General features: G+C 63.2%; 17 protein-coding genes and 4 pseudogenes. 15 read left to right on the top strand and 6 right to left on the bottom strand.

Annotated elements, in window-relative coordinates; genetic code table 11:
• Positions 1–80: 80 nt before the first annotated feature.
• Positions 81–1,139, top strand: coding sequence for a phosphorylcholine phosphatase (locus C3F42_RS15555; RefSeq protein ID WP_023629699.1), 1,059 nt, complete (start codon positions 81–83; stop codon positions 1,137–1,139).
• Positions 1,140–1,204: 65 nt separating this feature from the next.
• On the opposite strand, the gene ilvD is transcribed toward C3F42_RS15555, so the two are convergent.
• Positions 1,205–3,046 carry a dihydroxy-acid dehydratase gene (ilvD, locus tag C3F42_RS15550; protein WP_104444611.1) on the bottom strand — a complete coding sequence of 614 codons (1,842 nt, stop codon included), beginning with the start codon at positions 3,044–3,046 and terminating at the stop codon, positions 1,205–1,207.
• A gap of 461 nt (positions 3,047–3,507) precedes the next feature.
• Here ilvD and C3F42_RS15545 point away from each other — a divergent pair, with 461 nt between their 5' ends.
• Positions 3,508–5,184 carry a DUF4153 domain-containing protein gene (locus C3F42_RS15545; protein WP_094011567.1) on the top strand — a complete coding sequence of 559 codons (1,677 nt, stop codon included), beginning with the start codon at positions 3,508–3,510 and terminating at the stop codon, positions 5,182–5,184.
• 55 nt (positions 5,185–5,239) lie between these two features.
• On the opposite strand, the gene C3F42_RS15540 is transcribed toward C3F42_RS15545, so the two are convergent.
• Positions 5,240–5,641, bottom strand: coding sequence for a lysozyme inhibitor LprI family protein (locus tag C3F42_RS15540; protein ID WP_023629701.1), 402 nt, complete (start codon positions 5,639–5,641; stop codon positions 5,240–5,242).
• 274 nt (positions 5,642–5,915) lie between these two features.
• Here C3F42_RS15540 and C3F42_RS15535 point away from each other — a divergent pair, with 274 nt between their 5' ends.
• From C3F42_RS15535 to C3F42_RS29945, 8 genes and pseudogenes are all read left to right on the top strand, one after another.
• A complete protein-coding gene (locus C3F42_RS15535; protein WP_094011566.1) occupies positions 5,916–6,893 on the top strand; it encodes a dipeptidase in 978 nt (325 codons plus the stop codon).
• A 77-nt stretch (positions 6,894–6,970) separates the two neighbouring features.
• Positions 6,971–7,501 (top strand): DUF5943 domain-containing protein, encoded by a 531-nt coding sequence (locus C3F42_RS15530; protein WP_012316656.1) that lies wholly within the window; start codon positions 6,971–6,973, stop codon positions 7,499–7,501.
• Positions 7,502–7,516: 15 nt separating this feature from the next.
• Positions 7,517–9,577, top strand: a complete 2,061-nt coding sequence (gene dgcA, locus C3F42_RS15525; protein ID WP_038707195.1) for a dimethylglycine demethylation protein DgcA — start codon at positions 7,517–7,519, stop codon at positions 9,575–9,577.
• 176 nt (positions 9,578–9,753) lie between these two features.
• Positions 9,754–11,706 carry a dimethylglycine demethylation protein DgcB gene (gene dgcB / locus C3F42_RS15520; protein ID WP_104444610.1) on the top strand — a complete coding sequence of 651 codons (1,953 nt, stop codon included), beginning with the start codon at positions 9,754–9,756 and terminating at the stop codon, positions 11,704–11,706.
• Positions 11,706–12,938, top strand: coding sequence for an electron transfer flavoprotein subunit alpha/FixB family protein (locus C3F42_RS15515; protein WP_104444609.1), 1,233 nt, complete (start codon positions 11,706–11,708; stop codon positions 12,936–12,938). The genes dgcB and C3F42_RS15515 overlap by 1 nt, the downstream gene beginning before the upstream one ends.
• A 10-nt stretch (positions 12,939–12,948) precedes the next feature.
• On the top strand, positions 12,949–13,719 hold the full coding sequence (locus tag C3F42_RS15510; RefSeq protein ID WP_104444608.1) for an electron transfer flavoprotein subunit beta: 771 nt from the start codon (positions 12,949–12,951) through the stop codon (positions 13,717–13,719).
• A 738-nt stretch (positions 13,720–14,457) separates the two neighbouring features.
• Positions 14,458–14,709: pseudogene (locus C3F42_RS29950) on the top strand (RHS repeat-associated core domain-containing protein); the annotation flags it as partial.
• Positions 14,710–14,892: 183 nt separating this feature from the next.
• Positions 14,893–15,240, top strand: a complete 348-nt coding sequence (locus C3F42_RS29945) for a hypothetical protein (protein ID WP_256586327.1) — start codon at positions 14,893–14,895, stop codon at positions 15,238–15,240.
• Positions 15,241–15,382: 142 nt separating this feature from the next.
• Here the strand turns inward: C3F42_RS29945 and gbcA are convergent, their stop codons facing one another.
• On the bottom strand, positions 15,383–16,675 hold the full coding sequence (gene gbcA, locus C3F42_RS15500; RefSeq protein ID WP_104444606.1) for a glycine-betaine demethylase subunit GbcA: 1,293 nt from the start codon (positions 16,673–16,675) through the stop codon (positions 15,383–15,385).
• A gap of 297 nt (positions 16,676–16,972) precedes the next feature.
• Here gbcA and gbcB point away from each other — a divergent pair, with 297 nt between their 5' ends.
• On the top strand, positions 16,973–18,073 hold the full coding sequence (gbcB, locus tag C3F42_RS15490; RefSeq protein ID WP_031314933.1) for a glycine-betaine demethylase subunit GbcB: 1,101 nt from the start codon (positions 16,973–16,975) through the stop codon (positions 18,071–18,073).
• A gap of 87 nt (positions 18,074–18,160) precedes the next feature.
• Here the strand turns inward: gbcB and C3F42_RS30300 are convergent.
• Positions 18,161–18,757 (bottom strand): annotated as a pseudogene (locus tag C3F42_RS30300) (methyl-accepting chemotaxis protein); the annotation flags it as partial.
• A 306-nt stretch (positions 18,758–19,063) separates the two neighbouring features.
• Positions 19,064–19,720, bottom strand: a pseudogene (locus C3F42_RS30295) (MCP four helix bundle domain-containing protein); the annotation flags it as partial.
• Between the two features lie 342 nt (positions 19,721–20,062).
• Between C3F42_RS30295 and C3F42_RS15480 the strand changes: the two are divergent.
• From C3F42_RS15480 to C3F42_RS30285, 4 genes and pseudogenes are all read left to right on the top strand, one after another.
• Positions 20,063–20,293, top strand: coding sequence for a hypothetical protein (locus tag C3F42_RS15480; protein WP_104444605.1), 231 nt, complete (start codon positions 20,063–20,065; stop codon positions 20,291–20,293).
• Entirely contained in the window at positions 20,290–20,592 is a 303-nt protein-coding gene (locus C3F42_RS15475; protein ID WP_023630184.1) for a cell division protein ZapA, read from the top strand. The genes C3F42_RS15480 and C3F42_RS15475 overlap by 4 nt, the downstream gene beginning before the upstream one ends.
• Positions 20,593–20,650: 58 nt before the next feature.
• A pseudogene (locus C3F42_RS30290) lies at positions 20,651–21,769 on the top strand (cache domain-containing protein); the annotation flags it as partial.
• Positions 21,770–21,943: 174 nt separating this feature from the next.
• Positions 21,944–22,681 carry a methyl-accepting chemotaxis protein gene (locus C3F42_RS30285; RefSeq protein WP_371920594.1) on the top strand — a complete coding sequence of 246 codons (738 nt, stop codon included), beginning with the start codon at positions 21,944–21,946 and terminating at the stop codon, positions 22,679–22,681.
• Between the two features lie 70 nt (positions 22,682–22,751).
• On the opposite strand, the gene C3F42_RS15465 is transcribed toward C3F42_RS30285, so the two are convergent.
• Positions 22,752–23,792, bottom strand: coding sequence for a low specificity L-threonine aldolase (locus tag C3F42_RS15465; RefSeq protein ID WP_094011558.1), 1,041 nt, complete (start codon positions 23,790–23,792; stop codon positions 22,752–22,754).
• Positions 23,793–23,923 lie beyond the last annotated feature (131 nt).

The following is a 23,923-nucleotide window of genomic DNA, read 5'->3' as shown; positions in this document are numbered from 1 at the left end:
GCTTCGAGGTCGGTGGCGCATGCCTGCCTGTCACAAATCAGGTCTAGGGTTGAGCGGCCACGTCCTTGGGAGAACCGCACATGAAGTCAGCTCCGAAAATCCTTGCCGGCGGCCTTGCCCTGTTGCTCAGTGCCAGCAGTTGGGCGGCCACCGAGCTCAAGCACTGGCCGGCCGAAGCCGCACAGAAGCTCGACGCGATGATTGCCGCCAACGCCAACAAGGGTAACTACGCGGTATTCGACATGGACAACACCAGCTACCGCTTCGACCTCGAAGAGGCGCTGCTGCCGTTCATGGAAAACAAGGGCCTGCTGACCCGCGACAAGCTCGATCCCTCGCTCAAGTTGATTCCGTTCAAGGACAGCGCCGAGCACAAGGAGAGCCTGTTCAGTTACTACTACCGCTTGTGCGAACTCGACGACATGGTCTGCTACCCCTGGGTGGCCCAAGTGTTCTCGGGCTTCACTCTCAAGGAACTGAAGCAGCAGGTCGACGAGCTGATGGCCTCGGGCAAGCCGATCCCCAGCACCTACTTCGAGGGCGACCAGGTCAAGAGTATCGAGGTGCAGCCGCCGAAGGTGTTCACTGGCCAGGCCGAGCTGTACAACAAGCTGATGGAGAACGGCATCGAGGTCTATGTGATCTCGGCGGCGTCCGAAGAGCTGGTACGCATGGTCGCCTCCGATCCCAAGTACGGCTACAACGTCAAACCACAGAACGTGATCGGTGTGAGCCTGCTGCTCAAGGACCGGGCCAATGGCCAACTGACCACCGCACGCAAGCAGATCAGCGCCGGGCAGTACGATCCCAAGGCCAACGAGGGCCTGGAGTTGACCCCGTACCTGTGGACGCCGGCTACCTGGATGGCGGGCAAGCAGGCGGCGATCCTGACTTACATCGATGAGTGGAAGAAACCGGTGCTGGTGGGGGGCGACACCCCGACGAGCGATGGCTACATGCAGTTCCATGGCGTCGATGTGAACAAAGGCGGCATCCACCTGTGGATAAACCGCAAGGCCAAGTACATGGATCAGCTCAACGGCATGATCGCGAAGAATGCAGCGGCCCAGGCCAAGGAAGGTTTGCCGGTGACGGCGGACAAGAACTGGGTGATTGTGACGCCGGAGCAGATTCAGTAGAGCAATCGCGGGGCTTCGCAGACATAAAAAAACCGGCGCACCAGGCGCCGGCTTTTTTCAGGCCATCACAGCCCTTCGAGCATTGCCTTGTTGCGCACCGCGCCCTTGTCGGCGCTGGTGGCCAGCAGGGCATAGGCCTTCAATGCGGTAGTAACCTTGCGTGGACGCACTTCCGCCGGCTTCCAACCCTTCTTGTCCTGCTCGACACGACGCGCGGCAAGCTCTTCATCGCTGACCAGCAGGTTGATCGAACGGTTGGGGATGTCGATCAGCACCTTGTCGCCATCGCGAACCAGGCCAATGGCGCCGCCTGCGGCGGCTTCCGGCGAGGCATGTCCGATGGACAGGCCCGAGGTGCCGCCGGAGAAGCGGCCATCGGTGAGCAGCGCGCAGGCCTTGCCCAGGCCCTTGGACTTCAGGTACGAGGTCGGGTAGAGCATCTCCTGCATGCCCGGGCCGCCTTTCGGGCCTTCGTAGCGGATGATGACGATATCGCCGGTCTTCACTTCGTCGGCGAGGATGCCGCGTACCGCGCTGTCCTGGCTTTCGAAGATCTTCGCGTTGCCCTCGAACACGTGGATCGACTCATCCACGCCGGCGGTCTTCACCACGCAGCCGTCCAGGGCGATGTTGCCGTACAGCACGGCCAGGCCGCCCTCTTGCGAGTAGGCGTGCTCGAAGCTGCGGATGCAGCCGTTTTCGCGGTCGTCGTCCAGGGTTTCCCAGCGGGTCGACTGGCTGAACGCGGTTTGCGTGGGGATACCGGCCGGGCCTGCCTTGAAGAAGGTGTGCACGGCTTCGTCATCGGTCTGGGTGATGTCCCACTTGGCGATGGCTTCTTCCATGCTGGCGCTGTGCACGGTCGGCAGGTTGGTGTGCAGCAGGCCGCCACGGGCCAGCGAGCCGAGAATGCTGAAGATGCCGCCTGCGCGATGCACGTCTTCCATGTGGTACTTCTGGATGTTCGGCGCCACCTTGCACAGCTGCGGCACCTTGCGCGACAGGCGATCGATGTCGCGCAGGTCGAAGTCCACCTCGCCTTCCTGGGCCGCGGCCAGCAGGTGCAGGATGGTGTTGGTCGAGCCGCCCATGGCGATGTCGAGCATCATGGCGTTCTCGAACGCCTTGAAGTTGGCGATGCTGCGCGGCAGCACGGACGCGTCGCCCTCGCCGTAGTAGCGCTTGCACAGTTCGACGATGGTGCGGCCAGCGGTAAGGAACAGCTGCTCGCGGTCGGAGTGGGTCGCCAGCGTGGAGCCGTTGCCCGGCAGGGCCAGGCCCAGGGCCTCGGTCAGGCAGTTCATCGAGTTGGCGGTGAACATGCCGGAGCACGAACCGCAGGTCGGGCAGGCGCTGCGCTCGTACTCGGCGACCTTCTCGTCGCTGGCCGAGGAGTCGGCGGCGATGACCATGGCGTCGACCAGGTCCAGGCCGTGGCTGGCCAGCTTGGTCTTGCCGGCTTCCATCGGGCCGCCGGAGACGAAGATCACCGGGATGTTCAGGCGCAGGGCGGCCATCAGCATGCCGGGGGTGATCTTGTCGCAGTTGGAGATGCAGACGATGGCGTCGGCGCAGTGGGCGTTGACCATGTACTCGACGGCGTCGGCGATGATCTCGCGGCTGGGCAGCGAGTACAGCATGCCGTCGTGGCCCATGGCGATGCCGTCATCCACGGCAATGGTGTTGAATTCCTTGGCCACGCCACCGGCGCGTTCGATCTCGCGGGCAACCAGCTGGCCCAGGTCCTTCAGGTGCACGTGGCCCGGGACGAACTGGGTGAACGAGTTGGCGATGGCGATGATCGGTTTCTTGAAGTCTTCGTCCTTCATCCCAGTGGCGCGCCACAGGGCACGGGCGCCGGCCATGTTGCGGCCATGGGTGGAGGTCTTGGAACGATAATCAGGCATATAGCGCTCCTGGCGGCTTAATCAGGTCACTGGCTTTGCGCGAAAAATGCCTGCGCGACGATCATGCTGCGTTGAAAACAGGCTCGGAATGCGCATTGACAACCAGTCAACTCCGCTTCCTCGCCTGTTCTCGCCTTGCCTGATCGCCGCTCGGCGACTTTTCGCGCAAAGCCAAATAAGGGAGTGAGCTTCTCTTGTCCTAAAAACGCCGAAGGCCGGTTGCCACAGGCACGGATGGGGGTCGAAGGACCGCGCGGGATCGCCGCAGGCTCGACCAGAGCTCATAAACCCGCCGGGGATGTCTGGCGATGAATAGCCCGATTCTACACCGCCGCGCTCGTGAGGGAATGGCGTTGTGATAATTGGCTTCCGCCAGCCCGCAAGGTAAAGGCCTTGGCGTGGTACGAGCCGGTTTCGGTAGACTTGCGCGCCTCCTACCTCACTGGCCAAAAGGATTTGCAATGCCAGCGCCAAGTCGCTCCTTATTGTTCTACGTCGTCATCGGCCTGATCCAGGGCCTGGTGTGGCTCACCACCGTGAAGGGGGAGGGTCAGCTGCTGGGTTTCAGCCTGTCGGTAGCCCTGTGCGTCGCGGTGGCGGTAGCGGGCGTGAACCTGCAGTTGCTTGGCAGCGCGGTGCTGCAGCGTGGCACCGGCTGGTTGGTACTGGGCCTGACCGTGCTGCTCAGCGGGATCAGTGCCTGGCTCCTCGATACCGGGCATATGGACTGGCTGCAGCAGACCTGGTGCCTGGCCGCCATCGTGCTGGCCTATATCGGAACCGCGTTCATTCTCGCCTGGCCGACCGGCGAAGGGTTGCGCCCGCGCTACGAAGACCTGTTCCGGCATGCCTGGAACAACGTTTTCATCGTCTTCCTGGCACAGCTGCTGACCGGACTGTTCTGGCAACTGCTGTGGTTGTGCGCGCTGCTGTTCAGCATGCTGGGCGTTGCGCAGGTCAAGGACGCGGTGGAGTCACCGGTGTTTCTCTGGCTGGTGTTGCCGGTGGTGTTTTCGCTGGGCATGCGCATGGGCCGGGAAAACGAAAAGATCATCGGCCTGCTGCGCGGCATCCTGTTGACGCTGTGCCGCTTCTTGCTGCCGCTCAGCGCGCTGATCGCCGTGCTGTTCACCCTGACATTGCCGTTCTCCGGCCTGCAACCGGTGTGGGACACCGGCTATTCGACCACTCTTCTGTTGGTACTGGCGGGCATCAACCTGTTCCTGGTCAACGGCGTGTTCCAGGATGGCCGGCAAGGTAGCGTCTACCCCGCGCCGCTCAAGCGCCTGGTGGAGGCCAGCCTGCTGTGCCTGCCGGTGCTGGTGGGCCTGGCGGCCTATGCGAGCTGGCTGCGTATCGACCAGTACGGGCTGACACCGACACGGATCATGGCGTCGATGCTGGTGGCCGTAATGCTGGCGCATGGCCTGGCGGCGGTATGGGCGGTGCTGGGTTCGCGCCAGGCCTGGCTGCACAGCCTGCGGCTGAGCAATCCATGGATCGCCCTGCTCAGTGCGCTGCTGGTGGTGGTGTTCTATACGCCTCTGCTCGATCCGCAGGCATTGAGTGCGAGGAGCCAGGTGCAGCGCCTGGTCAACGGGCACACGCCGATCACCGAGTTCGACGCCGAGACCTTGTATCGCGACCTCGGCCAGCCGGGGCGTGAAGCCTTCGAGCAGCTCGAGCAGCGGCTGCAGACGGATGAGCTGTTCGATGCGGGCCGCCGCCAGCAGTTGCTGGCGCAGATGGCCCAGGTGCGTCAACCGACAGTGGCCGAAGACCATGGCCCGAAGTTCGAGTGGCTCGGGTCGGTGCAATCGAGCAGCGAGTCATTGGCCGACGCCACGCTTGCGCAAAGCCAGTGCGGTGGCAAGGGCTGCTACCTGTGGGCAGTCGACCTGGATGGCGACGGGCACAACGAGGTGTTGATGATCCCCCGGCACACCTATGCATCGCAGCTGTTCGTCTTCACCTGGGAGGACCGCGAGTGGCGTGAGGTGGGCAGCCTGAGCGGCAACATGGAAAACCTCGAAGGCCTGGCCAACGGTATTCGCGAGGGGGCGGTGAAGCTGGTGGCGCCGCGTTACAAGACGCTGAGCATCGATGGCCAGGAGCTGCGGCCTGACTTCAGGCGCTAGCGCCCGGCGCAGAAACTCCCCGGGGGCCGCTTGGCGGCCCGTCGCGGGCAAAAGGTCATTGCTGGCCGATGCCCTGCAGGTACTCAGAGCGCTCATCGCTACGCTGCGCCACGCAGGTGTCCCACGCCGCCTCGAACGCCTTGCTGCCGGGTTTCTCGGCCCAGGTCTCGACCTTGCAGTCGGCGTCACGCAGCTGCGTCCAGAGTTTCTCGGCGGCTTCCAGCTTGCCGCTCAGCGCCGCGGCCTTGTCGCTTTCATCCGCGTACTGGTCGCGAATGCGCTGCATGAGGTCGTCATAGGCCGCCTTCAGCTCGCGTTCGGCGGTCTGCTTGTTGTAGGCGGCGCAGGCATAGCCCTGCTGGTCGGTCTCGACGTTGTCGCAGGGGGTACTCTCCTCTTCGGCGGCGTGCGCGCCGAAAGCCACTGCCAGCAAGACCAGCCATGCCATTGATTTCATCGGGTTTCTCCTGAAGAGGCTGCGAGTCGCTGGATTCTCGCTCAGCCCAGGCCCGGGCGATAGCTCCCCGAGAAAATGTTCATGAAACAGCGTTGTCGAGACTCGCTCTCATTGCCGAGGGGCGCGTTAGAGCGTGCCAGGTCAGCCATTGACGCTTTCGGCAAACCCCCTGTCGTTTTTGCATCGGGGCGCCTCGGGCCGCAGGCATATGCTGGCCCCAAAGCGTCGGCACAAGGTTCGGCGTCTGCAAACTTCAATAAAAGGGGACAGCCTGATGAGCCCAGCCGAACTTCACGCCGACAGCATCGTCATCGACGGCCTGATCATTGCCAAATGGAACCGCGAGCTGTTCGAGGACATGCGCAAGGGCGGGCTGACCGCGGCCAACTGCACGGTGTCGGTGTGGGAGGGCTTCAAGGCCACTGTCGACAACATCGCTTCCAGCCAGAAGCTGATCCGCGAAAACAGCGACCTGGTGATGCCGGTGCGTACCACCGCCGACATCCGCAAGGCCAAGGAACTGGGCAAGACCGGCATCCTCTTCGGCTTCCAGAACGCCCACGCGTTCGAGGACCAGATCGCCTACGTCGAGGTGTTCAAGCAGTTGGGCGTGGGCATCGTGCAGATGTGCTACAACACCCAGAACCTGGTCGGCACCGGCTGCTACGAGCGCGACGGCGGGCTGTCGGGCTTCGGCCGCGAGATCGTCGCCGAGATGAATCGGGTCGGCATCATGTGCGACCTGTCCCATGTCGGCTCGAAAACCTCCGAGGAAGTCATCCTCGAGTCGAAGAAGCCGGTCTGCTATTCCCACTGCCTGCCCTCGGGCCTCAAGGAACATCCGCGCAACAAGTCCGACGCAGAGTTGAAGTTCATCGCCGACCACGGCGGTTTCGTCGGTGTGACCATGTTCGCGCCGTTCCTGGCCAAGGGCATCGACTCGACCATCGACGACTACGCCGAAGCCATCGAATACACCATGAACATCGTCGGTGAAGATGCCATCGGTATCGGTACCGACTTCACCCAGGGCCACGGCCAGGACTTCTTCGAGTACCTCACGCACGACAAGGGCTACGCCCGGCGCCTGACCAATTTCGGCAAGATCATCAACCCGCTGGGCATCCGCACCGTCGGCGAGTTCCCCAACCTGACCGAGACGCTGCTAAAGCGTGGCCATTCCGAGCGCGTGGTACGCAAGATCATGGGCGAAAACTGGGTCAACGTATTGAAAGACGTCTGGGGCGAGTAAGCCGCTCTCCAAGTCTGAAAGCCCCTGCCAGCAACGCCGGGGCACACCAATAAAAATTTGTATGGAGTTGAGTTTCCATGGCCAAGATCGCCCCGCAATTGCCAATCGAAGTCGACAGCGAGACCGGTGTCTGGACCAGTGACGCCCTGCCGATGCTCTACGTGCCGCGGCATTTCTTCGTCAACAACCACATGGGCATCGAGGAAGTGCTGGGCGCCGACGCCTATGCCGAGATCCTCTACAAGGCCGGCTACAAGTCCGCCTGGCACTGGTGCGAGAAGGAAGCCGAATGCCATGGCCTCGAAGGCGTGGCGGTGTTTGAGCATTACATGAAGCGCCTGAGCCAGCGTGGCTGGGGCCTGTTCGAGATCCAGGACATCGACCTGGATAAAGGCACCTGCAGCGTCAAGCTCAAGCACTCGGCGTTCGTGTACGTGTACGGCAAGTGCGGCCGCAAGGTCGACTACATGTTCACCGGCTGGTTCGCCGGCGCCATGGACCAGATTCTCGCCGCTCGCGGCAGCTCGATCCGCACCGTGGCCGAGCAGGTCTACGGCGGGTCGGAAGAAGGCCACGAAGATGGCCTGTTCGTTACAAAGCCGTTGTAAGCCGGAGATAGCGTCATGGCCTTCGAAGCAATGTTCCAGCCGATCCAGATCGGCAAGCTGACCATCCGCAACCGCGTGCTCAGCACCGCGCACGCCGAGGTGTATGCCACCGATGGCGGCATGACCACCGACCGCTATGTGAAGTACTACGAAGAGAAGGCCAAGGGCGGGATCGGCCTGGCGATCTGCGGTGGCTCGTCGGTGGTGGCCATCGACAGTCCGCAGGAGTGGTGGGCCTCGGTCAACCTGTCCACCGACCGCATCATCCCGCACTTCCAGAACCTCGCCGACGCCATGCACAAGCATGGCGCCAAGATCATGATCCAGATTACCCACATGGGCCGGCGCTCGCGTTGGGACGGCTTCAACTGGCCAACGCTGATGTCACCATCGGGCATCCGTGAACCGGTGCACCGCGCCACTTGCAAGACCATCGAGGTGGAAGAGATCTGGAGGGTGATCGGCAATTACGCCCAGGCTGCGCGTCGGGCCAAGGAGGGCGGCCTGGACGGTGTCGAGCTGTCGGCCGTGCACCAGCACATGATCGACCAGTTCTGGAGCCCTCGGGTCAACAAGCGTACCGATGAATGGGGCGGCACCTTCGAAGGGCGCATGAAGTTCGGCCTGGAAGTGCTCAAGGCCGTGCGCAAGGAAGTCGGCGACGACTTCTGCGTGGGCATGCGTATCTGCGGCGACGAGTTCCACCCCGATGGCCTCAGCCACGAGGACATGAAGCAGATCGCCGCCTACTACGACGCCACTGGCATGCTCGATTTCATCGGCGTGGTTGGCTCGGGCTGCGACACCCATAACACCCTGGCCAACGTCATCCCCAACATGAGCTACCCGCCGGAGCCGTTCCTGCACCTGGCGGCCGGCATCAAGGAAGTGGTCAAGGTCCCGGTGCTGCACGCGCAGAACATCAAGGATCCGAACCAGGCCACGCGCATTCTCGAAGGCGGCTACGTGGACATGGTCGGCATGACCCGCGCGCACATGGCCGACCCGCACCTGATCGCCAAGATCAAGATGGGCCAGATCGACCAGATCAAGCAGTGCGTCGGTGCCAACTACTGCATCGACCGCCAGTACCAGGGCCTGGATGTGCTGTGCATCCAGAACGCCGCTACCTCCCGTGAATACCTGGGCGTGCCGCACATCATCGAGAAGACCACCGGGGTCAAGCGCAAGGTGGTGGTGGTTGGCGCAGGCCCGGCCGGCATGGAAGCGGCCCGCGTGGCAGCTGAACGTGGCCACGACGTAACTCTGTTCGAGAAGAAGGAGCAGATTGGCGGGCAGATCACCATCGCCGCCAAGGCCCCGCAGCGTGACCAGATTGCCGGTATCACCCGCTGGTACCAGCTGGAGCTGGCGCGCTTGAAGGTCGACCTGCGCCTGGGCACTGCCGCCGACGTGGCGACCATCCAGGACCTGCGCCCGGATGTGATCGTGCTGGCGGTGGGTGGGCACTCGTTCCTTGAACAGAACGAGCACTGGGGCGCTGCCGAAGGCCTGGTGGTCAGCAGCTGGGACGTGCTCGACGGCAAGGTCGCGCCGGGCAAGAACGTGCTGGTGTACGACACCATCTGCGAATTCACCGGCATGTCGGTGGCCGACTTCATTGCCGACAAGGGCAGCCAGGTCGAGATCGTCACCGACGACATCAAACCGGGCGTGGCCATGGGCGGCACCACCTTCCCGACCTACTACCGCAGCATGTACCCGAAAGAAGTGATCATGACCGGCGACATGATGCTGGAGAAGGTCTACCGCGAAGGCGACAAGCTGGTGGCGGTGCTCGAGAACGAGTACACCGGCGCCAAGGAAGAACGGGTGGTCGACCAGGTGGTGGTGGAGAACGGTGTGCGTCCCGACGAGCAGCTGTACTACGCGCTCAAAGACGGTTCGCGCAACAAGGGCCAGATCGACGTGGAGGCGCTGTTCGCCATCAAGCCGCAGCCGATCCTCAGCCAGCCGGGCGAGGGCTATCTGCTGTACCGCATCGGCGACTGCGTGGCCCAGCGCAACGTGCATGCGGCGATCTACGACGCCTTGCGGCTGTGCAAGGATTTCTGAGCCCAGGACCAACGCGGTTCCTGTAGGGAGAACACGGTGGGAGCGGGCTTGCCCCGCGATAGCGCCAGCAGGTGCAACCTGATTGGCCGATCGGACGCTATCGCGGGGCAAGCCCGCTCCCACCGACCTCTCCCACAGGGACCGGCGCACGCTTACCGCTGTTGTGGGAGCCTCCCATGTTGAACACCCTTCTACCCATCCTGCTGTTCACCGCCCTCGCCCTGGCGGTGCTCGGCGCCCTGCGCCGGGTGCGCATGTGGCGGCGCGGGCGGCCGAGCAAGGTCGACCTGCTTGGCGGCCTGCTGGCCATGCCACGACGCTACCTGGTGGACCTGCATCATGTGGTCGAGCGCGACAAGTACATGTCCAAGACCCACGTGGCCACCGCCGGCGGCTTCGTGCTCTCGGCCGTGCTGGCGATCCTGGTGCATGGCTTTGGCCTGCACAGCAAGATCCTCGGTTACGCCTTGCTGGTGGCCACGGTGGTCATGTTCAGTGGCGCCTTGTTTGTCTTCAAACGCCGGCTGAACCCGCCCTCCCGGCTGTCCAAGGGCCCGTGGATGCGCCTGCCCAAGAGCCTGCTGATGTTCGCGGCGAGCTTCTTCATTGCCACCTTGCCGGTGGCGGGAATCCTGCCTGAAGGCACGGGCGGCTGGGTACTGGTGGCACTGCTGGGTATCGGTGTGCTGTGGGGCGTGTCCGAGCTTTTCTTCGGCATGACCTGGGGCGGGCCGATGAAGCACGCCTTCGCCGGCGCCCTGCACCTGGCCTGGCACCGCCGCGCCGAACGCTTTGGCGGTGGCCGCTCCACGGGCCTCAAGCCGCTGGATCTGGAAGACCCGAATGCGCCGCTGGGCGTGGAAAAACCGGTGGACTTCACCTGGAATCAGTTGCTCGGTTTCGACGCCTGCGTGCAGTGCGGCAAATGCGAGGCCATGTGCCCGGCGTTCGCCGCTGGCCAGCCGCTGAACCCGAAGAAACTGATCCAGGACATGGTCATCGGCCTGGCCGGTGGCACCGACGCGCGCTTCGCCGGCAGCCCGTACCCGGGCAAGCCGATCGGCGAGCATGGCGGCCACCCGCACCAGCCGATCGTCAACGGCCTGGTGGATGCCGAGACGCTGTGGTCGTGCACGACTTGCCGCGCCTGCGTCGAGGAATGCCCGATGATGATCGAGCACGTCGATGCCATCGTCGACATGCGCCGCCATCTGACCCTGGAAAAGGGCGCCACGCCGAACAAGGGCGCCGAGGTGCTGGACAACCTGATTGCCACCGACAACCCCGGCGGCTTCGCCCCCGGCGGGCGGATGAACTGGGCGGCTGACCTCAACCTGAAGCTGCTCTCAGAGGTGAAAACCACCGAGGTGCTGTTCTGGGTCGGCGATGGCGCCTTCGACATGCGCAATCAGCGCACCCTTCGCGCCTTCGTCAAAGTGCTCAAGGCGTCCGGAGTGGACTTTGCCGTGCTCGGCCTGGAAGAGCGAGACAGCGGTGACGTGGCGCGCCGTCTGGGCGATGAAGCGACCTTCCAGCAACTGGCCAAGCGCAATATCCAGACCCTCGCCAAGTACCAGTTCCAGCGCATCGTCACCTGCGACCCGCACAGCTTCCATGTGCTGAAGAACGAATACGGCGCCCTTGGCGGCGAGTACCAGGTGCAGCACCACAGCACCTACATCGCCGAACTGATCGCCGCCGGCAAGCTCAACCTCGGCCAGCACAAGGGCGGCAGCGTCACCTATCACGATCCCTGCTACCTGGGCCGCTACAACGGCGAGTACCAAGCCCCGCGCGACGTGCTCAAGGCCCTCGGTATCGAGGTACGCGAAATGCAGCGCTCGGGCTTCCGTTCCCGTTGCTGTGGCGGAGGCGGCGGTGCGCCGATCACCGATATCCCCGGCAAGCAGCGTATCCCCGACATGCGCATGGACGATATCCGCGAGACCGAGGCCGAGTTGGTGGCCGTGGGCTGCCCGCAGTGCACGGCGATGCTCGAAGGCGTGGTCGAACCGCGCCCGCAGATCAAGGACCTGGCCGAGCTGGTCGCCGATGTACTGATCGAAGATGAGGCCCCAGCCAGCGCAAAGTCGCCAGCGGCCAAACGTGAACCTGCGGAGGTGCACTGATGAGCGACATCATCCGCCGTGACCCACGCGCCGAGTGGATCGCCCGTAACCGCCTGCACCCGCTGCATGCGGCCATGCAGACGCAACAAACCAGCTGGATGGGCACCAATGGGCTGATGCGCAAGAATCCCCATGCGATTGCTGCCGGCTTCATCGGCCCCAACGGCCTAAAGCGTATCGACCGCAGCGGCGCCCAGCAGGGCACCGGTGTGGGTGGGCGGCGCACAGCCGCCGCCGAGGTGCAGCTGCCGCTGCACCAAGTTGCCGCGCCTGCGTTCTATATCGCCGTGGTCCCGGACATGGTCGGCGGTCGTCTCGGCAGCCACGACCGCGACCTGCTGGGCCTGGCCCACAGCCTGGCCGGTAGCGACGGTGCGGTGCTGGCCGTAGTGTTCGGCGAGCACAAGGAAAGCAACTTTTCCACAGCCGGCGTCGACCGCCTGCTGGTCGTCGAGGGTGAGGCCTTCGAGGGTTATGCACCGGAACAACTGGTCCAGGGCCTGCGGGCTGTGGATAACCAGTTCGCACCACGCCACTGGCTATTGCCTGACAGCCGCAGCGGCGGCGGAGAGCTGGGCCGACGCTTCGCCGCGGCCCTGGGTGAGCGCCCGGCAACAAGGGTGTGGCAGGTCAAGGATGGCCAGTGCATCGGCCGTGCTGGCGCGGGCCAGCAAGATATCCAGCGCGCCATGCCGAGGCTGATCCTGGCCGCCGCCGAATGCGCCGAGCCGGTCAGTGAAACCCGCCATGAAGCCCTGCCAGTGGAGTTGTCCACAGGCGTGGCGCGCAGCCTGTCGCGCATCGAAGACCTCGGCTCGGTGGCCGTGGACCCGGCGGCCATCGCCATGGCAGAGGCCGAGTTCATCGTATCCGGCGGCAACGGCGTCAAGGACTGGGACCTGTATCACCAGGCCACCGCTGCCTTGGGCGCCACCGAAGGCGCCTCGCGGGTGGCGGTGGATGACGGCTTCATGCCGCGCAACCGCCAGGTCGGCGCTACCGGCACCTGGGTTACCGCACGGGTTTACGTGGCTGTGGGTATCTCCGGCGCCATCCAGCACCTGCAGGGCATCGGCGCCTGCGACAAGGTGGTGGCGATCAATATGGACCCGGGATGCGACATGATCAAACGGGCCGACCTGTCGGTGATTGGCGACAGCTCGGCGATTCTCCAGGCACTGATCGAGGCTGTGGATAACTTCCGCAGCGGCGGCCAGCGCGACGCGGCATAGGGGCACGCGCATGAGTACGAAAGTCATCAGCCTGGTTTCCATCGGTGCCCACCCCAGTTCCGGGCGCGCCCGTCGCGCCGAGCAGGATGCCCGCGCCGTCGAACTGGGCCTGCAGCTGGCTGGGGATAACTTGCAGGTGGTGCATGCCGGAGATCCCCACGAAGAGGCGCTGCGTGCTTACCTGGGGATGGGGCTGGATCATCTGGATGTGCTGGAACAGCCTGCTGGCGCCGATGTGCTGGGTGTGCTGGGCGATTACCTGCGCGATGCTGGCGCCCAGTTGGTGCTGGCCGGCAGCCAGGCCGAAACCGGTGAAGGCTCGGGCATGCTGCCATTCCTTCTGGCCGAGAAACTGGGCTGGCCGCTGGTGGTGGGGTTGGCCGAGGTCGAGTCCATCGACAACGGCACTGCCCAGGTGCTGCAGGCACTGCCACGCGGCCAGCGGCGTCGCCTGAAAGTGCGCCTGCCATTGCTGGCGACTGTGGATAACGCCGCGCCCAAGCCACGACAATCAGCCTTCGGCCCGGCCCGGCGTGGGGTGCTGGCGGCGCGCACTGTAGAGGTTGTGGACGATCCGTTGCTGGCCAAAGATGCCCTGCAACCGGCCCGCCCACGCCCCAAGCGGCTCAAGGTGATCAAGGCCAAGAGCGGCGCCGATCGCATGAAGGCCGCCACGGCCAAGGCCAGTGGCGGGGGCGGCAAGGTGCTCAAGGATGTCTCTCCAGAGGAGGGCGCCGAAGCGATCCTCAAGTTGTTGGTGGAGGAGGGGGTCCTGCGTTGATGCCACCAGGGGGCACGTCGTCTCCGTATAGCTCCGCTCCTACTGGCCTTGCGTGTCGACTGTAGGGGCGATCGTTGCTTTTTGCCCACCGTTTCTGTTTGCCACACTGTGGATAAAGTGTTCGCCATTTGCTGGAGTGTGCGAGATTCAAGGCGTACAGCCGGCTGGTCAAAAAATAATCAGTCCAGGCTTTGGCGAGTTGCAGGGCATTAATCCAGATTGGAGGCCGTGAGCCGGTATTTGCCCACAAATACTGTTGGTCGGCCTGTGGATAATATGTAAAGAAATGCTTGAAACCAGCGTATTTGTTGGCTTGCATGTAGTTGTTCAGAAAATGAGCAACGCTGTTCAGGATACTGTAAAGCTATGCGGCAAAGGGTCTGGCGGATGATATCCACAGAGTGCGTGATGGTTAGCTGACTGTTTTCAACAAATGCTGTTGGCGTCTCTGTGGATAACATGTTTGATGAGTGCTACGAGCCCCGATTTACATGGCGTTCAGCAAGTTGATCATTTTTTGATCCGTTGGCTCGCAGCCGCCGCCACCTAGACATCTTGTGGATAACAATTGAGGTGAAGGTCAGGCAGCTTGCCGCTGACCTGGCATTTTTACCAGTTATCAAAAATTAGCGTCGGTGATAGCGTGCTTCGAGTAGGCCTGCTACAGGGCTGTGCAGGCCCTTCGCGGGACAGGCATCGACCTCATCGGTTGTCATTTCCTTGTAGGAGTTCTGGTTAATGTCGAGCACACTACTGGCAGTTGATCGCCTACACAGTCCACTTGCCCGGTTTGGTGCATGCAATAGCACTGCCGCGTACTTGCCATATGGTTACAAGCATGGGCTCACCGCGAAGCCAAGTCTCGGTTTCACCGGCCAGCTATGCGAGCCCGCAGTAGGTTGGTATTCCCTGGGCAATGGCTATAGGGTCTACAATCCAGCATTGATGTGTTTTCACTCACCTGACAGGCTAAGTCCTTTCGGTAAAGGTGGAGCCAATACTTATGCATATTGTGTTCGTGACCCGATAAACAGGGTTGACTCGAGTGGAAGGTTTGCGTCGCAGATTGCCACTCTTTATCTCGGCGCAAAGGTCTCGTTTGATATTGTAAATATCGGCTTGAAATGGTGGAAGCAGAGGGTGAGTGGCTCGGCTCGCCCCTGGAGCGATCCTATGAAGTATCCCGAGATTACTAGTAGGGCGTTAAAGGGTTTATCGTTGGGTCTCTTGGGCACTAGCGAGATTGTTAAGAGGAACGCTCCGACTGTAACAGACCCTGTCGATACATTCCAGACCATGGCGAGAGATTGGGTGACTAAAGATGCCGATATTATCAAAGGCTTTGCCATGTTAAGTGCTATTGGTTCAAGTGGTCTGGATGCGTGGGTGAATAGTGTGGATCTAGACAGGGCGAGGCAGAAAAAAGTTTTAGCAAAGCATGCTTCAGATGTCCGAGAGGAGCCCAATTACGAGGAGTCAGCTATAGTTGATTTTGATGTTGAGGCGGGTGGCGGGGGTTAGAAGTCAGCTGAAGTTAAGTAATGATTATTGGTATTGCATTTTTCTACGCAATATGTGGTTTATGAGTCATAAGTGAATACACGTCCTGCATTTCAAAAGCCACGCCTGCTGCCAATAGGCGCAGGCATGGCTGATGCTCTCGCTACTGTGCCAGAACTTCCTTGAGATACGGCGCCGGCTCCGCCCCCAAGTTGTTCAACAGTCGCTGACTATACCAATCAATAAAATTCACCACCCCAAACTCGTAAGTTTTCGAATACGGCCCCGGCTGATACGCCGTGGAGTTGATCCCCCGCTGGTTCTCCTCCGCCAACCGCCGGTCCTGGTCATTGGTGGCGTCCCACACCTTGCGCATCTCTTCAGGATTGTAATCCACCCCCTCCACCGCATCCTTGTGCACCAGCCACTTGGTGGTGACCATGGTCTCCTGCGCACTGATCGGCCACACGGTGAACACGATCATATGATCGCCCATGCAGTGGTTCCACGAATGCGGCAGGTGCAGGATGCGCATCGAGCCGAGGTCCGGGTTCTTGATGCGCCCCATCAGCTTCTTGCAAGCCACCTTGCCGTCCATGGTCATCGACACGGTGCCCTTGAGCAGCGGCATGCGCACGATGCGGTTACGCAGGCCATGGCTCTTGTGCAGGTAAGGGATCTTCTCGGCATCCCAGGCAGCGGCCGAGGCGGCCACGTGATCCTTGAATTCCTGGCTGGCGCGCGGGTCGTTGGTGTCGTCCCATTCCAGCAGGGTTTTCAGCAGCTCCGGGTGCGAGCCGTTGCAGTGGTAGCACTCGCGGTTGTTCTCCAGCACCAGCTTCCAGTTGGCCTTTTCCATCAAGGTGGTCTGCACCGCCACCTTGGTGTTCTCCATGTCGTACGGTTCCATGTAGTGGTCGAGGGTGGCGAGGAACTCGTCGATGGCCGGCGGATTCTCGGCCAGGCTGATGAAGATGTAGCCTCCGGCCACCTTAACGTTCACCGGTTTCAGACCGTACTGGTTCATGTCGAAGTCGGCGCCCATCTCGGTGCCGGCGAACAGCAGGCGGCCATCGAGTTCATAGGTCCACTGGTGGTAGTGGCAGACCAGCTTGGCCACCTTGCCTTTGTCGCTCACGCACAGGCGCGAGCCGCGGTGGCGGCAGACGTTGTGGAAGGCATGCACCTTACCTTCGGCACCGCGTATCACGATGATCGGGTTCTTGCCGATCTGCAGGGTGATGTAGTTGCCCTTGGTCGGGATCTCGCAAACCATGCCGGCGATCAGCCACTCCTTGTGGAAGATCTCCTGCATGTCGATCTGGAACAGGCGCTCATCGCAGTAGAACGGTTGCGGCAGCGAGTAGGTGCGCTCGCGGGTCTGCAGCATCTCGGCGGTGGCCTTGCGTGCAGGTTCCAGTGGATCGCCCAGGCTCAGGGTTGCGGTGACGTCCATCGTGTGGTCCTCGTGGCCGCGTGCGGCCGGCTGAAGTGGCTAATCGTTGTTGTAGTGCCGCAAGGCTGTTCTTTGGGATAAACAGCGTGTTGTTTTGCCGAGGAGTGTGCGTCCGGGCCGGGAAAGGACCATATCCACGGGCGACATGGCCGCATCGAATTCCGACGCGCCAGCCCTTGTAGCGCGGGGCTGGTCGCGATAAGCACGCCGATGTCGCGGATGGGAATGTACGTAGACGGCGCTATGCGCATTATCGGAGCCATAAGAAAGGCCGACAGTCGGCTGCTGGAGATGAACATGTCCGATACCTTCCTCAATCCGGTTACCACCCAGACCTGGGCCAATGGCCGCCACATCGTGCGTTGCGTCAAGGTCATCCAGGAAACCTGGGACGTGCGCACCTTCTGCTTCATGGCCGACCAGCCGATCATGTTCTTCTTCAAGCCCGGGCAGTTCGTCACCCTTGAGCTGGAGATCGAAGGCAAGCCGGTGATGCGTTCGTACACCATCTCCAGCTCGCCGTCGGTGCCTTACAGCTTCTCGATCACCGTCAAGCGGGTGCCGGGCGGGCTGGTCTCCAACTTCCTCCACGACACCATGCACGAAGGCGCCGAGTTGCCGGTGCACGGGCCGGTGGGGCTGTTCAACGCCATCGACTTCCCGGCCGGCAAGACCCTTTATCTGTCCGGCGGCGTCGGCATCACCCCGGTGATGTCCATGGCGCGCTGGTTCTACGACACCAACGCCAATGTCGACATGGTCTTCGTGCACAGCGCCCGCTCGCCGAAAGACATCATCTACCACCGCGAGCTGGAACAGATGGCCTCGCGCATCCCCAACTTCAGCCTGCATATCATTTGCGAGAAGCACGGGTTGGGCGAGCCGTGGGCGGGTTATCGCGGCTACCTCAACCAGCGGCTGATGGAGCTGATCGCCCCGGACTACCTTGAGCGCACCATCTTCTGCTGCGGCCCCACGCCCTACATGAGCGCGGTCAAGCGCATGCTCGAAGCGGTCGGCTTCGACATGAAGAACTACCACGAGGAATCGTTCGGCGCGACGCCGCCTGAAGCCAAGGCCGACGCAGTGGAGCACGCCGAAGCGGCGGCCGATGCGCCGGAAGTGGATGCAGCCGACCTCAACCTGGTGGAGTTCGTCGGCAGTGACAAGAGCATCCGCGTGGCCCCGGGCGAAACCGTGCATGCGGCGGCGGCCAAGGTCGGGCTGATGATCCCCAAGGCCTGCGGCATGGGCATCTGCGGCACCTGCAAGGTGCTCAAGCTCGGCGGCGAGGTGGAGATGGAGCACAACGGCGGGATCACCGAGGAGGACGAGGCCGAGGGCTACATCCTGTCGTGCTGCAGCGTGCCAAAGGGGGATGTGCGGATCGAGTATTGATCCTCGATCGGATGCGATCGCGGGGCAAGCTCGCTCCCACGCAGTGAGGCTGGTGGGAGCGGGCTTGCCCCGCGATGCGTTTGAGGATCAGGTACGGAATCGCGCCACCAACCCATTCAGATCCACCGCCAGCCGCGACAGTTCGGCACTTGCCGCGCTGGTCTGGTGCGCCCCGGTGGCACTCTGCACCGACAGGTCGTTGATGTTCACCAGGTTGCGGTCCACCTCGCGGGCCACCTGGGCCTGCTCCTCGGCGGCGCTGGCAATCACCAGGTTGCGCTCGTTGATCTGCGCCACCGCGCCGGCGATGGTGTCCAGTGCCAGGCCCGCGCCACGGGCGATGTTCAGGGTCGATTCGGCGCGCTCGGTGCTGGTGCGCATCGAGTCCACGGCCTGCTCGGTGCCACCCTGGATGCTGCCGATCATCCGCTCGATCTCGCTGGTGGACTGCTGGGTGCGGTGAGCCAGGGCACGCACTTCGTCGGCAACCACGGCAAAACCACGGCCTGCCTCGCCAGCGCGGGCGGCCTCGATGGCGGCGTTGAGCGCCAGCAGGTTGGTCTGGTCGGCCAGGCCGCGGATCACGTCGAGCACCTTGCCGATATCACGGGACTGCTCGGCGAGGTGTGCGATCAGCTTGGCGGTGGCCTGCACATCGCCGCTCATGCGCTCGATGGCGCCCACGGTCTCCAGTACCAGGTCGCGGCCATCGCCGGCCGAGCGGCTGGCTTCGCTGGAGGCTTCCGAAGTGCTGACCGCGTTACGGGCCACTTCTTCGACGGCACTGGTCATTTCGGTAACGGCGGTGGCGGCCTGCTCGATCTCGTTGTTCTGCTGCTGCAGGCCACGGGCGCTTTCGTCGGTGACGCTGTTCAGCTCTTCGGCGGCGGAGGCCAGCTGGGTGGCGGAGCCTGCGATCAGCTGCAGGGTGTCGCGCAGCTTGTCCTGCATCTTAGCCATGGCCTTGAGCAGGCGCGCGGCCTCGTCGGTGCCGTCGGCGTGAATGCCATGGGTCAGGTCGCCTTCGGCGATCTGCTCGGCGGCCTTGAGCGCCTCGTCGATGGGCTTGACGATGCTGCGGGTGAGCAGGAAGGCGAACAGCAAGGTCAGCACCGTGGCCGCTACCAGCAGGCTGATGACCAGGGTGAAGGCGCCGCTGTACTGCTCGGCCGCCTGGGCGTTGGTGGCGCTGGTCTGCTCGGTGTTGATGCGCACCAGCGCGTCCATGACCTTGTTGATCTGCTCGGAGTTGTCCAGCAGGTCGCGGTTGAGCAGTTCGCGCAGGGCATCGAGGTCGCCGGCCTGGCTCAGGCTGCGCATGCGCGCCTCGAGCTGGCGGTACTGGTTGAGCAGCAGGCCGTACTGGTCGAAGGCGGCCTTCTCGTCGGCGGCGGTCACCAGCGGCTCGTAGGCGCGGCGCGCCTTGTCGATCTGCGCGTTGCGCTCGTCCAGCAGGCGCAGGGTGTCTTGCTGGGTGGCCGGCTCGCGGTTGAGCAGCAGGCGGTAGGAGAGGGTGCGCAGGCGCAGGTTCAGTGCGGTCAGCTCGTCGAGGGTCTTGATGCTGGGCACGCTGACTTCTTCGATGGTCACGCCGGCCTGGCGGATGTTGCCCATCTGGATCAGCGAGAAGATACCCAGGCCGAGCATCAGCACACCGATCACGGCGAACCCGAGCAACGCGCGGGGCGCGATATTCATATTGCGTAAGGACATGGAGGCGGTTTCCAAGGCAGAGGAGGTGCCGCGATCCATGCGACGGAAGAAGACCTGCCTGCCTATCGGTCGTGACCGGCCAGTCTTTAGGCTGACTTGATGAAATTGTGAGGCAGCTAACTATTTTCCTGACCAGCGGTTGACCCAGGTCGGAACAAGGGGGCTGATCCTGGGTCAACCTCAACCCGGCGAACACCTTTTGAATCCGATATTTAATGGCGGGGGCGCAGGTTTTTCCTTATCGTGTGCGCCCTTTGCAACAACCGAGATAGACGTATGTTGGAAACTTCCCTGAATCAACTCGAGCAACTGGTCAGCGACCTGATGCACAAGAACGCACAGCTGGCCGAACAGAACGCCACCCTCAGCCAGGAACTGGCGCAAGCCAAGGAAGAGAACGACAGCCTGCAGTTGTCGCTCATGGAGCAGGAAGAGAAGCACGGCGCCACCGCCGCGCGCATCCAGGCCTTGGTCGAGCGCGCCAGCGCAGGTGTCGTGAACGCATGAGACTGCAAGCGCAGCCGGTCAACGTCGTGTCGATCCTGGGCAACGACTATTCGCTGAAGGCCCCCGAGGGCCAGGAAGAAACCCTGAACCAGGCCGTGCGCATGCTCAATGTCGCCCTGGCCGAGACCAAGCGCAGCTACCCGACCCTGATCGGCGACAAGCTGCTGGTGCTGGCAGCCCTGAACCTGTGCTCCAAGCAGATCGAACTGCAGCGCGAGCACGACCGCACCCTCGAGCGCACCCAGGCGCAGATCGACGCTACGGTCGATGCTATCAGCAAGGCCGTCTCCGACGTCTGACTGACGTCGTCGTGCGCCTTCGTGAGAGCGGCGATGCGGCGACCCGACTTGCCCCGCGATGCGGACGTCCAGTCTGTCGCAGATCACTGGAACAACTGGATACTTAAGTGTATACACTTCCCGAAAAACAATAATTATCGGGGAGTGGCACATGCGCATCTGGCAGCGGAGCATCCAGTGGCAACTGATCGCAAGCATGGGCGCCGCCCTGCTGGCGAGCATCCTGGTGGTGGTGGCGATCTATACGGTGGCGCTCAACCGCCTCACCGAGCGCTATCTGGTGGACACGGCCTTGCCGGCCAGCATCGAAGCCATCCGCAACGATATTGAGCGCATGCTCGGCCGCCCTCTGGTGGCGGCCGCGGATATCGCCGGCAACACCCTCCTGCGCGACTGGCTGGCTGCCGGTGAAGATCCCGCCGCCCTGCAGGCGTTCATCGAATACCTCGACGCCGCCAAGCAGCGCAACCACGCCTTTACCACCCTGTTCGCCTCCACGGTGAGCGGCAACTACTACAACGAAAAAGGCCTGGACCGCACCCTCAGCCGTGCCAATCCCAAGGACAACTGGTTCTACGGCTACATCGACAGCGGCGCCGAACGCATGCTGAACATCGACATCGATGGCTCCACGGGGGAACTGGCGCTGTTCATCGACTATCGCGTGGAAAAGGCCGGCCAGCTGGTGGGCGTGGCAGGCATGGGCCTGCGCATGACCGAGCTGTCCAAGCTGATCCACGACTTCAGCTTCGGCGAGCACGGCAAGGTGTTCCTGGTGCGCAACGACGGGCTGATCCAGGTTCATCCCGACCAGCAGTTCAGCGGCAAGCGTCAACTTGCCGAGCAGCTGGACGTCGAGGCGGCAAACGCTGTGCTGATGGGCGGCGAGGGCCTGCGCAGCAGCCGTTTCCAACGTGATGGCGAGGACTACCTGGCCTTGGGCCTGCCCTTGCGCGACCTGAACTGGACGCTGGTGGCCGAGGTGCCGGAAACCGAGATCTACGCCCAGGCGCGCCAGGCCATCTGGCAGACCTGCCTGATTGGCGGCGCCGTGGCGCTGATCTCGTTGTTGCTGGTGGTGCTGCTGGCGCGCGGGCTGGTACGGCCGATCCGCCAGGTCACAGCGGCGCTGGTGCAGATCGGCGGTGGCGCGGGCGACCTCAGCCATCGCCTGGACGATGCGCGCCAGGACGAACTGGGCGATCTGGCCCGGGGTTTCAACCGCTTTCTCGACAGTCAACGCGGCCTGATTGGCGAGGTGCTGCGCACCACCGAACGCCTGCACCGGTCGGTGGAGCAGGTGACCCAGGTGGTGGACAACACCGCCGAGCGCTCGGGCCGCCAGCAGGAGATGACCGAAATGGTCGCCACCGCGGTGCATGAAATGGGCCTGACCGTGCAGGATATCGCCCAGAACGCCGGCTCCGCCGCCCACGCCTCGCAATCGGCGCGGGACGAAGCGCTGCAGGCGCGGGAGGTGGTGCGCCGCTCGATCCACAACATCGAGGGCATGTCCGGGGAGATCGGCCGCGCCGCCGAGGCCGTGACCCAGCTGGCCGACGAGGTTGCCTCGATCGATGAGGTGCTGGCGGTGATCCGCAGCATATCCGAGCAGACCAACCTGCTGGCGCTCAACGCCGCCATCGAGGCAGCGCGGGCCGGTGAGATGGGCCGGGGCTTCGCGGTTGTCGCCGATGAAGTACGCACCTTGGCGCGCCGCACCCAGGTGTCCACCGACGAAGTGCAGCAGATGATCCAGCGTCTCAAGCAGGGCGCAGGCATGGCGGTGGCGTCGATGCAGGCCGGGCAAACGGCCACCGGCAACGGTGTCGAGTCGAGCCAGCGCACTGGTACCTCGCTCGGCGCGATCACCGATCAGGTCGAGCGCATCAGCGGCATGAACGAGCAGGTAGCCACGGCCACCGAGGAACAGTCGGCGGTGACCGAGGAGATCAACCGGACGGTACAGGGCATTTCCGACCTGGCGCGGCAGACGGCGGCCGAGGTGCAGGATTGCCGCGAGGAGTGCCAGGCGCTGCGTGGTTTGGCCGATGACCTGGCGCGACAGATGGGTGGGTTCAGGCTGTAAAACAATCGCGGGGCAAGCCCGCTCCCACGACAGTTGCGTGGGAGCGGGCTTGCCCCGCGATTAGGGTCTGTCAGGCACCAACGATGGCGCGGATATCCGCCGCCAACTCCCGCACGCGGGATTCTTGGGTATCCCACGAGCACATGAACCGAGCACCACCGCTACCGATGAAGGTATAGAAACGCCAGCCTTTGTTGCGCAACGCCTCCAGCGCAGGTTCCGGCATCTGCAGGAATACCCCGTTGGCCTCAACCGGGAACATCAGCTCCACCCCCGGCAGGTCACTCACCAGCGACGCCAGCAGCTGCGCGCAGTGGTTGGCGTGCTGGCCATGGCGCATCCACGCGCCGTCTTCGAGCAGCCCGACCCATGGCGCCGACAAGAAGCGCATCTTCGACGCCAACTGCCCGGCCTGCTTGCAGCGGTAGTCGAAGTCCTCGGCCAGGTCGCGGTTGAAGAACAGGATCGCCTCGCCCACCGCCATGCCGTTCTTGGTGCCGCCAAAACACAGCACATCGACGCCAGACTTCCAGGTCAGCTCGGCCGGCGAACAGCCGAGGAACGCGCAGGCATTGGTGAAGCGCGCGCCGTCCATGTGCAGGTTCAGGCCCAGCTCCTTGCAGGTGGCGCTGATCGCCTTGAGCTCGTCGGGGCGGTAGACGGTGCCCACTTCGGTGGCCTGGGTAAGGGTCACCACCCGCGGCTTGGGGTAGTGGATGTCCTGGCGCTTGAGCGCCACTTCGCGGATCGACTCGGGGGTGAGCTTGCCGTTGACGCTAGGCGCGGTGAGCAGCTTGGAGCCGTTGGAGAAGAACTCCGGCGCGCCGCATTCGTCGGTCTCGACGTGAGCGGTCTCGGAGCAGATCACGCTGTGGTAGCTCTGGCACAGCGAGGCGAGTGCCAGGGAGTTGGCAGCGGTGCCGTTGAAGGCGAAGAACACTTCGCAGTCGGTCTCGAACAGCTTGCGGAAGTACTCCGAGGCCCGTTCGGTCCACTGGTCGTCGCCGTAGGCGCGTTCGTGGCCCTGGTTGGCCTTTTCCATCGCGGCCCAGGCTTCGGGGCAGATGCCGGAATAGTTGTCGCTGGCGAATTGCTGGTTGTTGTTGGTCATGACGCCTGTCCTTTTTACGACGCAGGCACGCACTCTAAACCATCGATTCGGCGGTTGCCTATACAGGTTGTCCAAAGGCAGCGCAGGCCTCGTGGGAGCGGGCTTGCCCGCGATGAGGCCATCCGGGGCAA

It is taken from the genome of Pseudomonas sp. PONIH3, from assembly GCF_002934345.1.
In the GTDB taxonomy this organism is placed as follows: domain Bacteria; phylum Pseudomonadota; class Gammaproteobacteria; order Pseudomonadales; family Pseudomonadaceae; genus Aquipseudomonas; species Aquipseudomonas soli.
Note: the sequence above shows the minus strand (reverse complement) of the source record. Positions and strands in the feature narration are given on the sequence as shown.

What these genes read in the sequence shown, in the direction of transcription:
- C3F42_RS15475 (WP_023630184.1), top strand. Translation starts at nt 20,290, where the DNA reads ATGAGACTGCAAGCGCAGCCGGTCAACGTCGTGTCGATCCTGGGCAAC.
- C3F42_RS15465 (WP_094011558.1), bottom strand. Translation starts at nt 23,792, where the DNA reads ATGACCAACAACAACCAGCAATTCGCCAGCGACAACTATTCCGGCATC.
- C3F42_RS15540 (WP_023629701.1), bottom strand. Translation starts at nt 5,641, where the DNA reads ATGAAATCAATGGCATGGCTGGTCTTGCTGGCAGTGGCTTTCGGCGCG.
- ilvD (WP_104444611.1), bottom strand. Translation starts at nt 3,046, where the DNA reads ATGCCTGATTATCGTTCCAAGACCTCCACCCATGGCCGCAACATGGCC.
- dgcB (WP_104444610.1), top strand. Translation starts at nt 9,754, where the DNA reads ATGTTGAACACCCTTCTACCCATCCTGCTGTTCACCGCCCTCGCCCTG.
- dgcA (WP_038707195.1), top strand. Translation starts at nt 7,517, where the DNA reads ATGGCCTTCGAAGCAATGTTCCAGCCGATCCAGATCGGCAAGCTGACC.
- C3F42_RS15515 (WP_104444609.1), top strand. Translation starts at nt 11,706, where the DNA reads ATGAGCGACATCATCCGCCGTGACCCACGCGCCGAGTGGATCGCCCGT.
- C3F42_RS15530 (WP_012316656.1), top strand. Translation starts at nt 6,971, where the DNA reads ATGGCCAAGATCGCCCCGCAATTGCCAATCGAAGTCGACAGCGAGACC.
- C3F42_RS15480 (WP_104444605.1), top strand. Translation starts at nt 20,063, where the DNA reads ATGTTGGAAACTTCCCTGAATCAACTCGAGCAACTGGTCAGCGACCTG.
- C3F42_RS30285 (WP_371920594.1), top strand. Translation starts at nt 21,944, where the DNA reads ATGACCGAAATGGTCGCCACCGCGGTGCATGAAATGGGCCTGACCGTG.
- C3F42_RS15535 (WP_094011566.1), top strand. Translation starts at nt 5,916, where the DNA reads ATGAGCCCAGCCGAACTTCACGCCGACAGCATCGTCATCGACGGCCTG.
- gbcA (WP_104444606.1), bottom strand. Translation starts at nt 16,675, where the DNA reads ATGGACGTCACCGCAACCCTGAGCCTGGGCGATCCACTGGAACCTGCA.
- C3F42_RS15545 (WP_094011567.1), top strand. Translation starts at nt 3,508, where the DNA reads ATGCCAGCGCCAAGTCGCTCCTTATTGTTCTACGTCGTCATCGGCCTG.
- C3F42_RS29945 (WP_256586327.1), top strand. Translation starts at nt 14,893, where the DNA reads ATGAAGTATCCCGAGATTACTAGTAGGGCGTTAAAGGGTTTATCGTTG.
- C3F42_RS15510 (WP_104444608.1), top strand. Translation starts at nt 12,949, where the DNA reads ATGAGTACGAAAGTCATCAGCCTGGTTTCCATCGGTGCCCACCCCAGT.
- C3F42_RS15555 (WP_023629699.1), top strand. Translation starts at nt 81, where the DNA reads ATGAAGTCAGCTCCGAAAATCCTTGCCGGCGGCCTTGCCCTGTTGCTC.
- gbcB (WP_031314933.1), top strand. Translation starts at nt 16,973, where the DNA reads ATGTCCGATACCTTCCTCAATCCGGTTACCACCCAGACCTGGGCCAAT.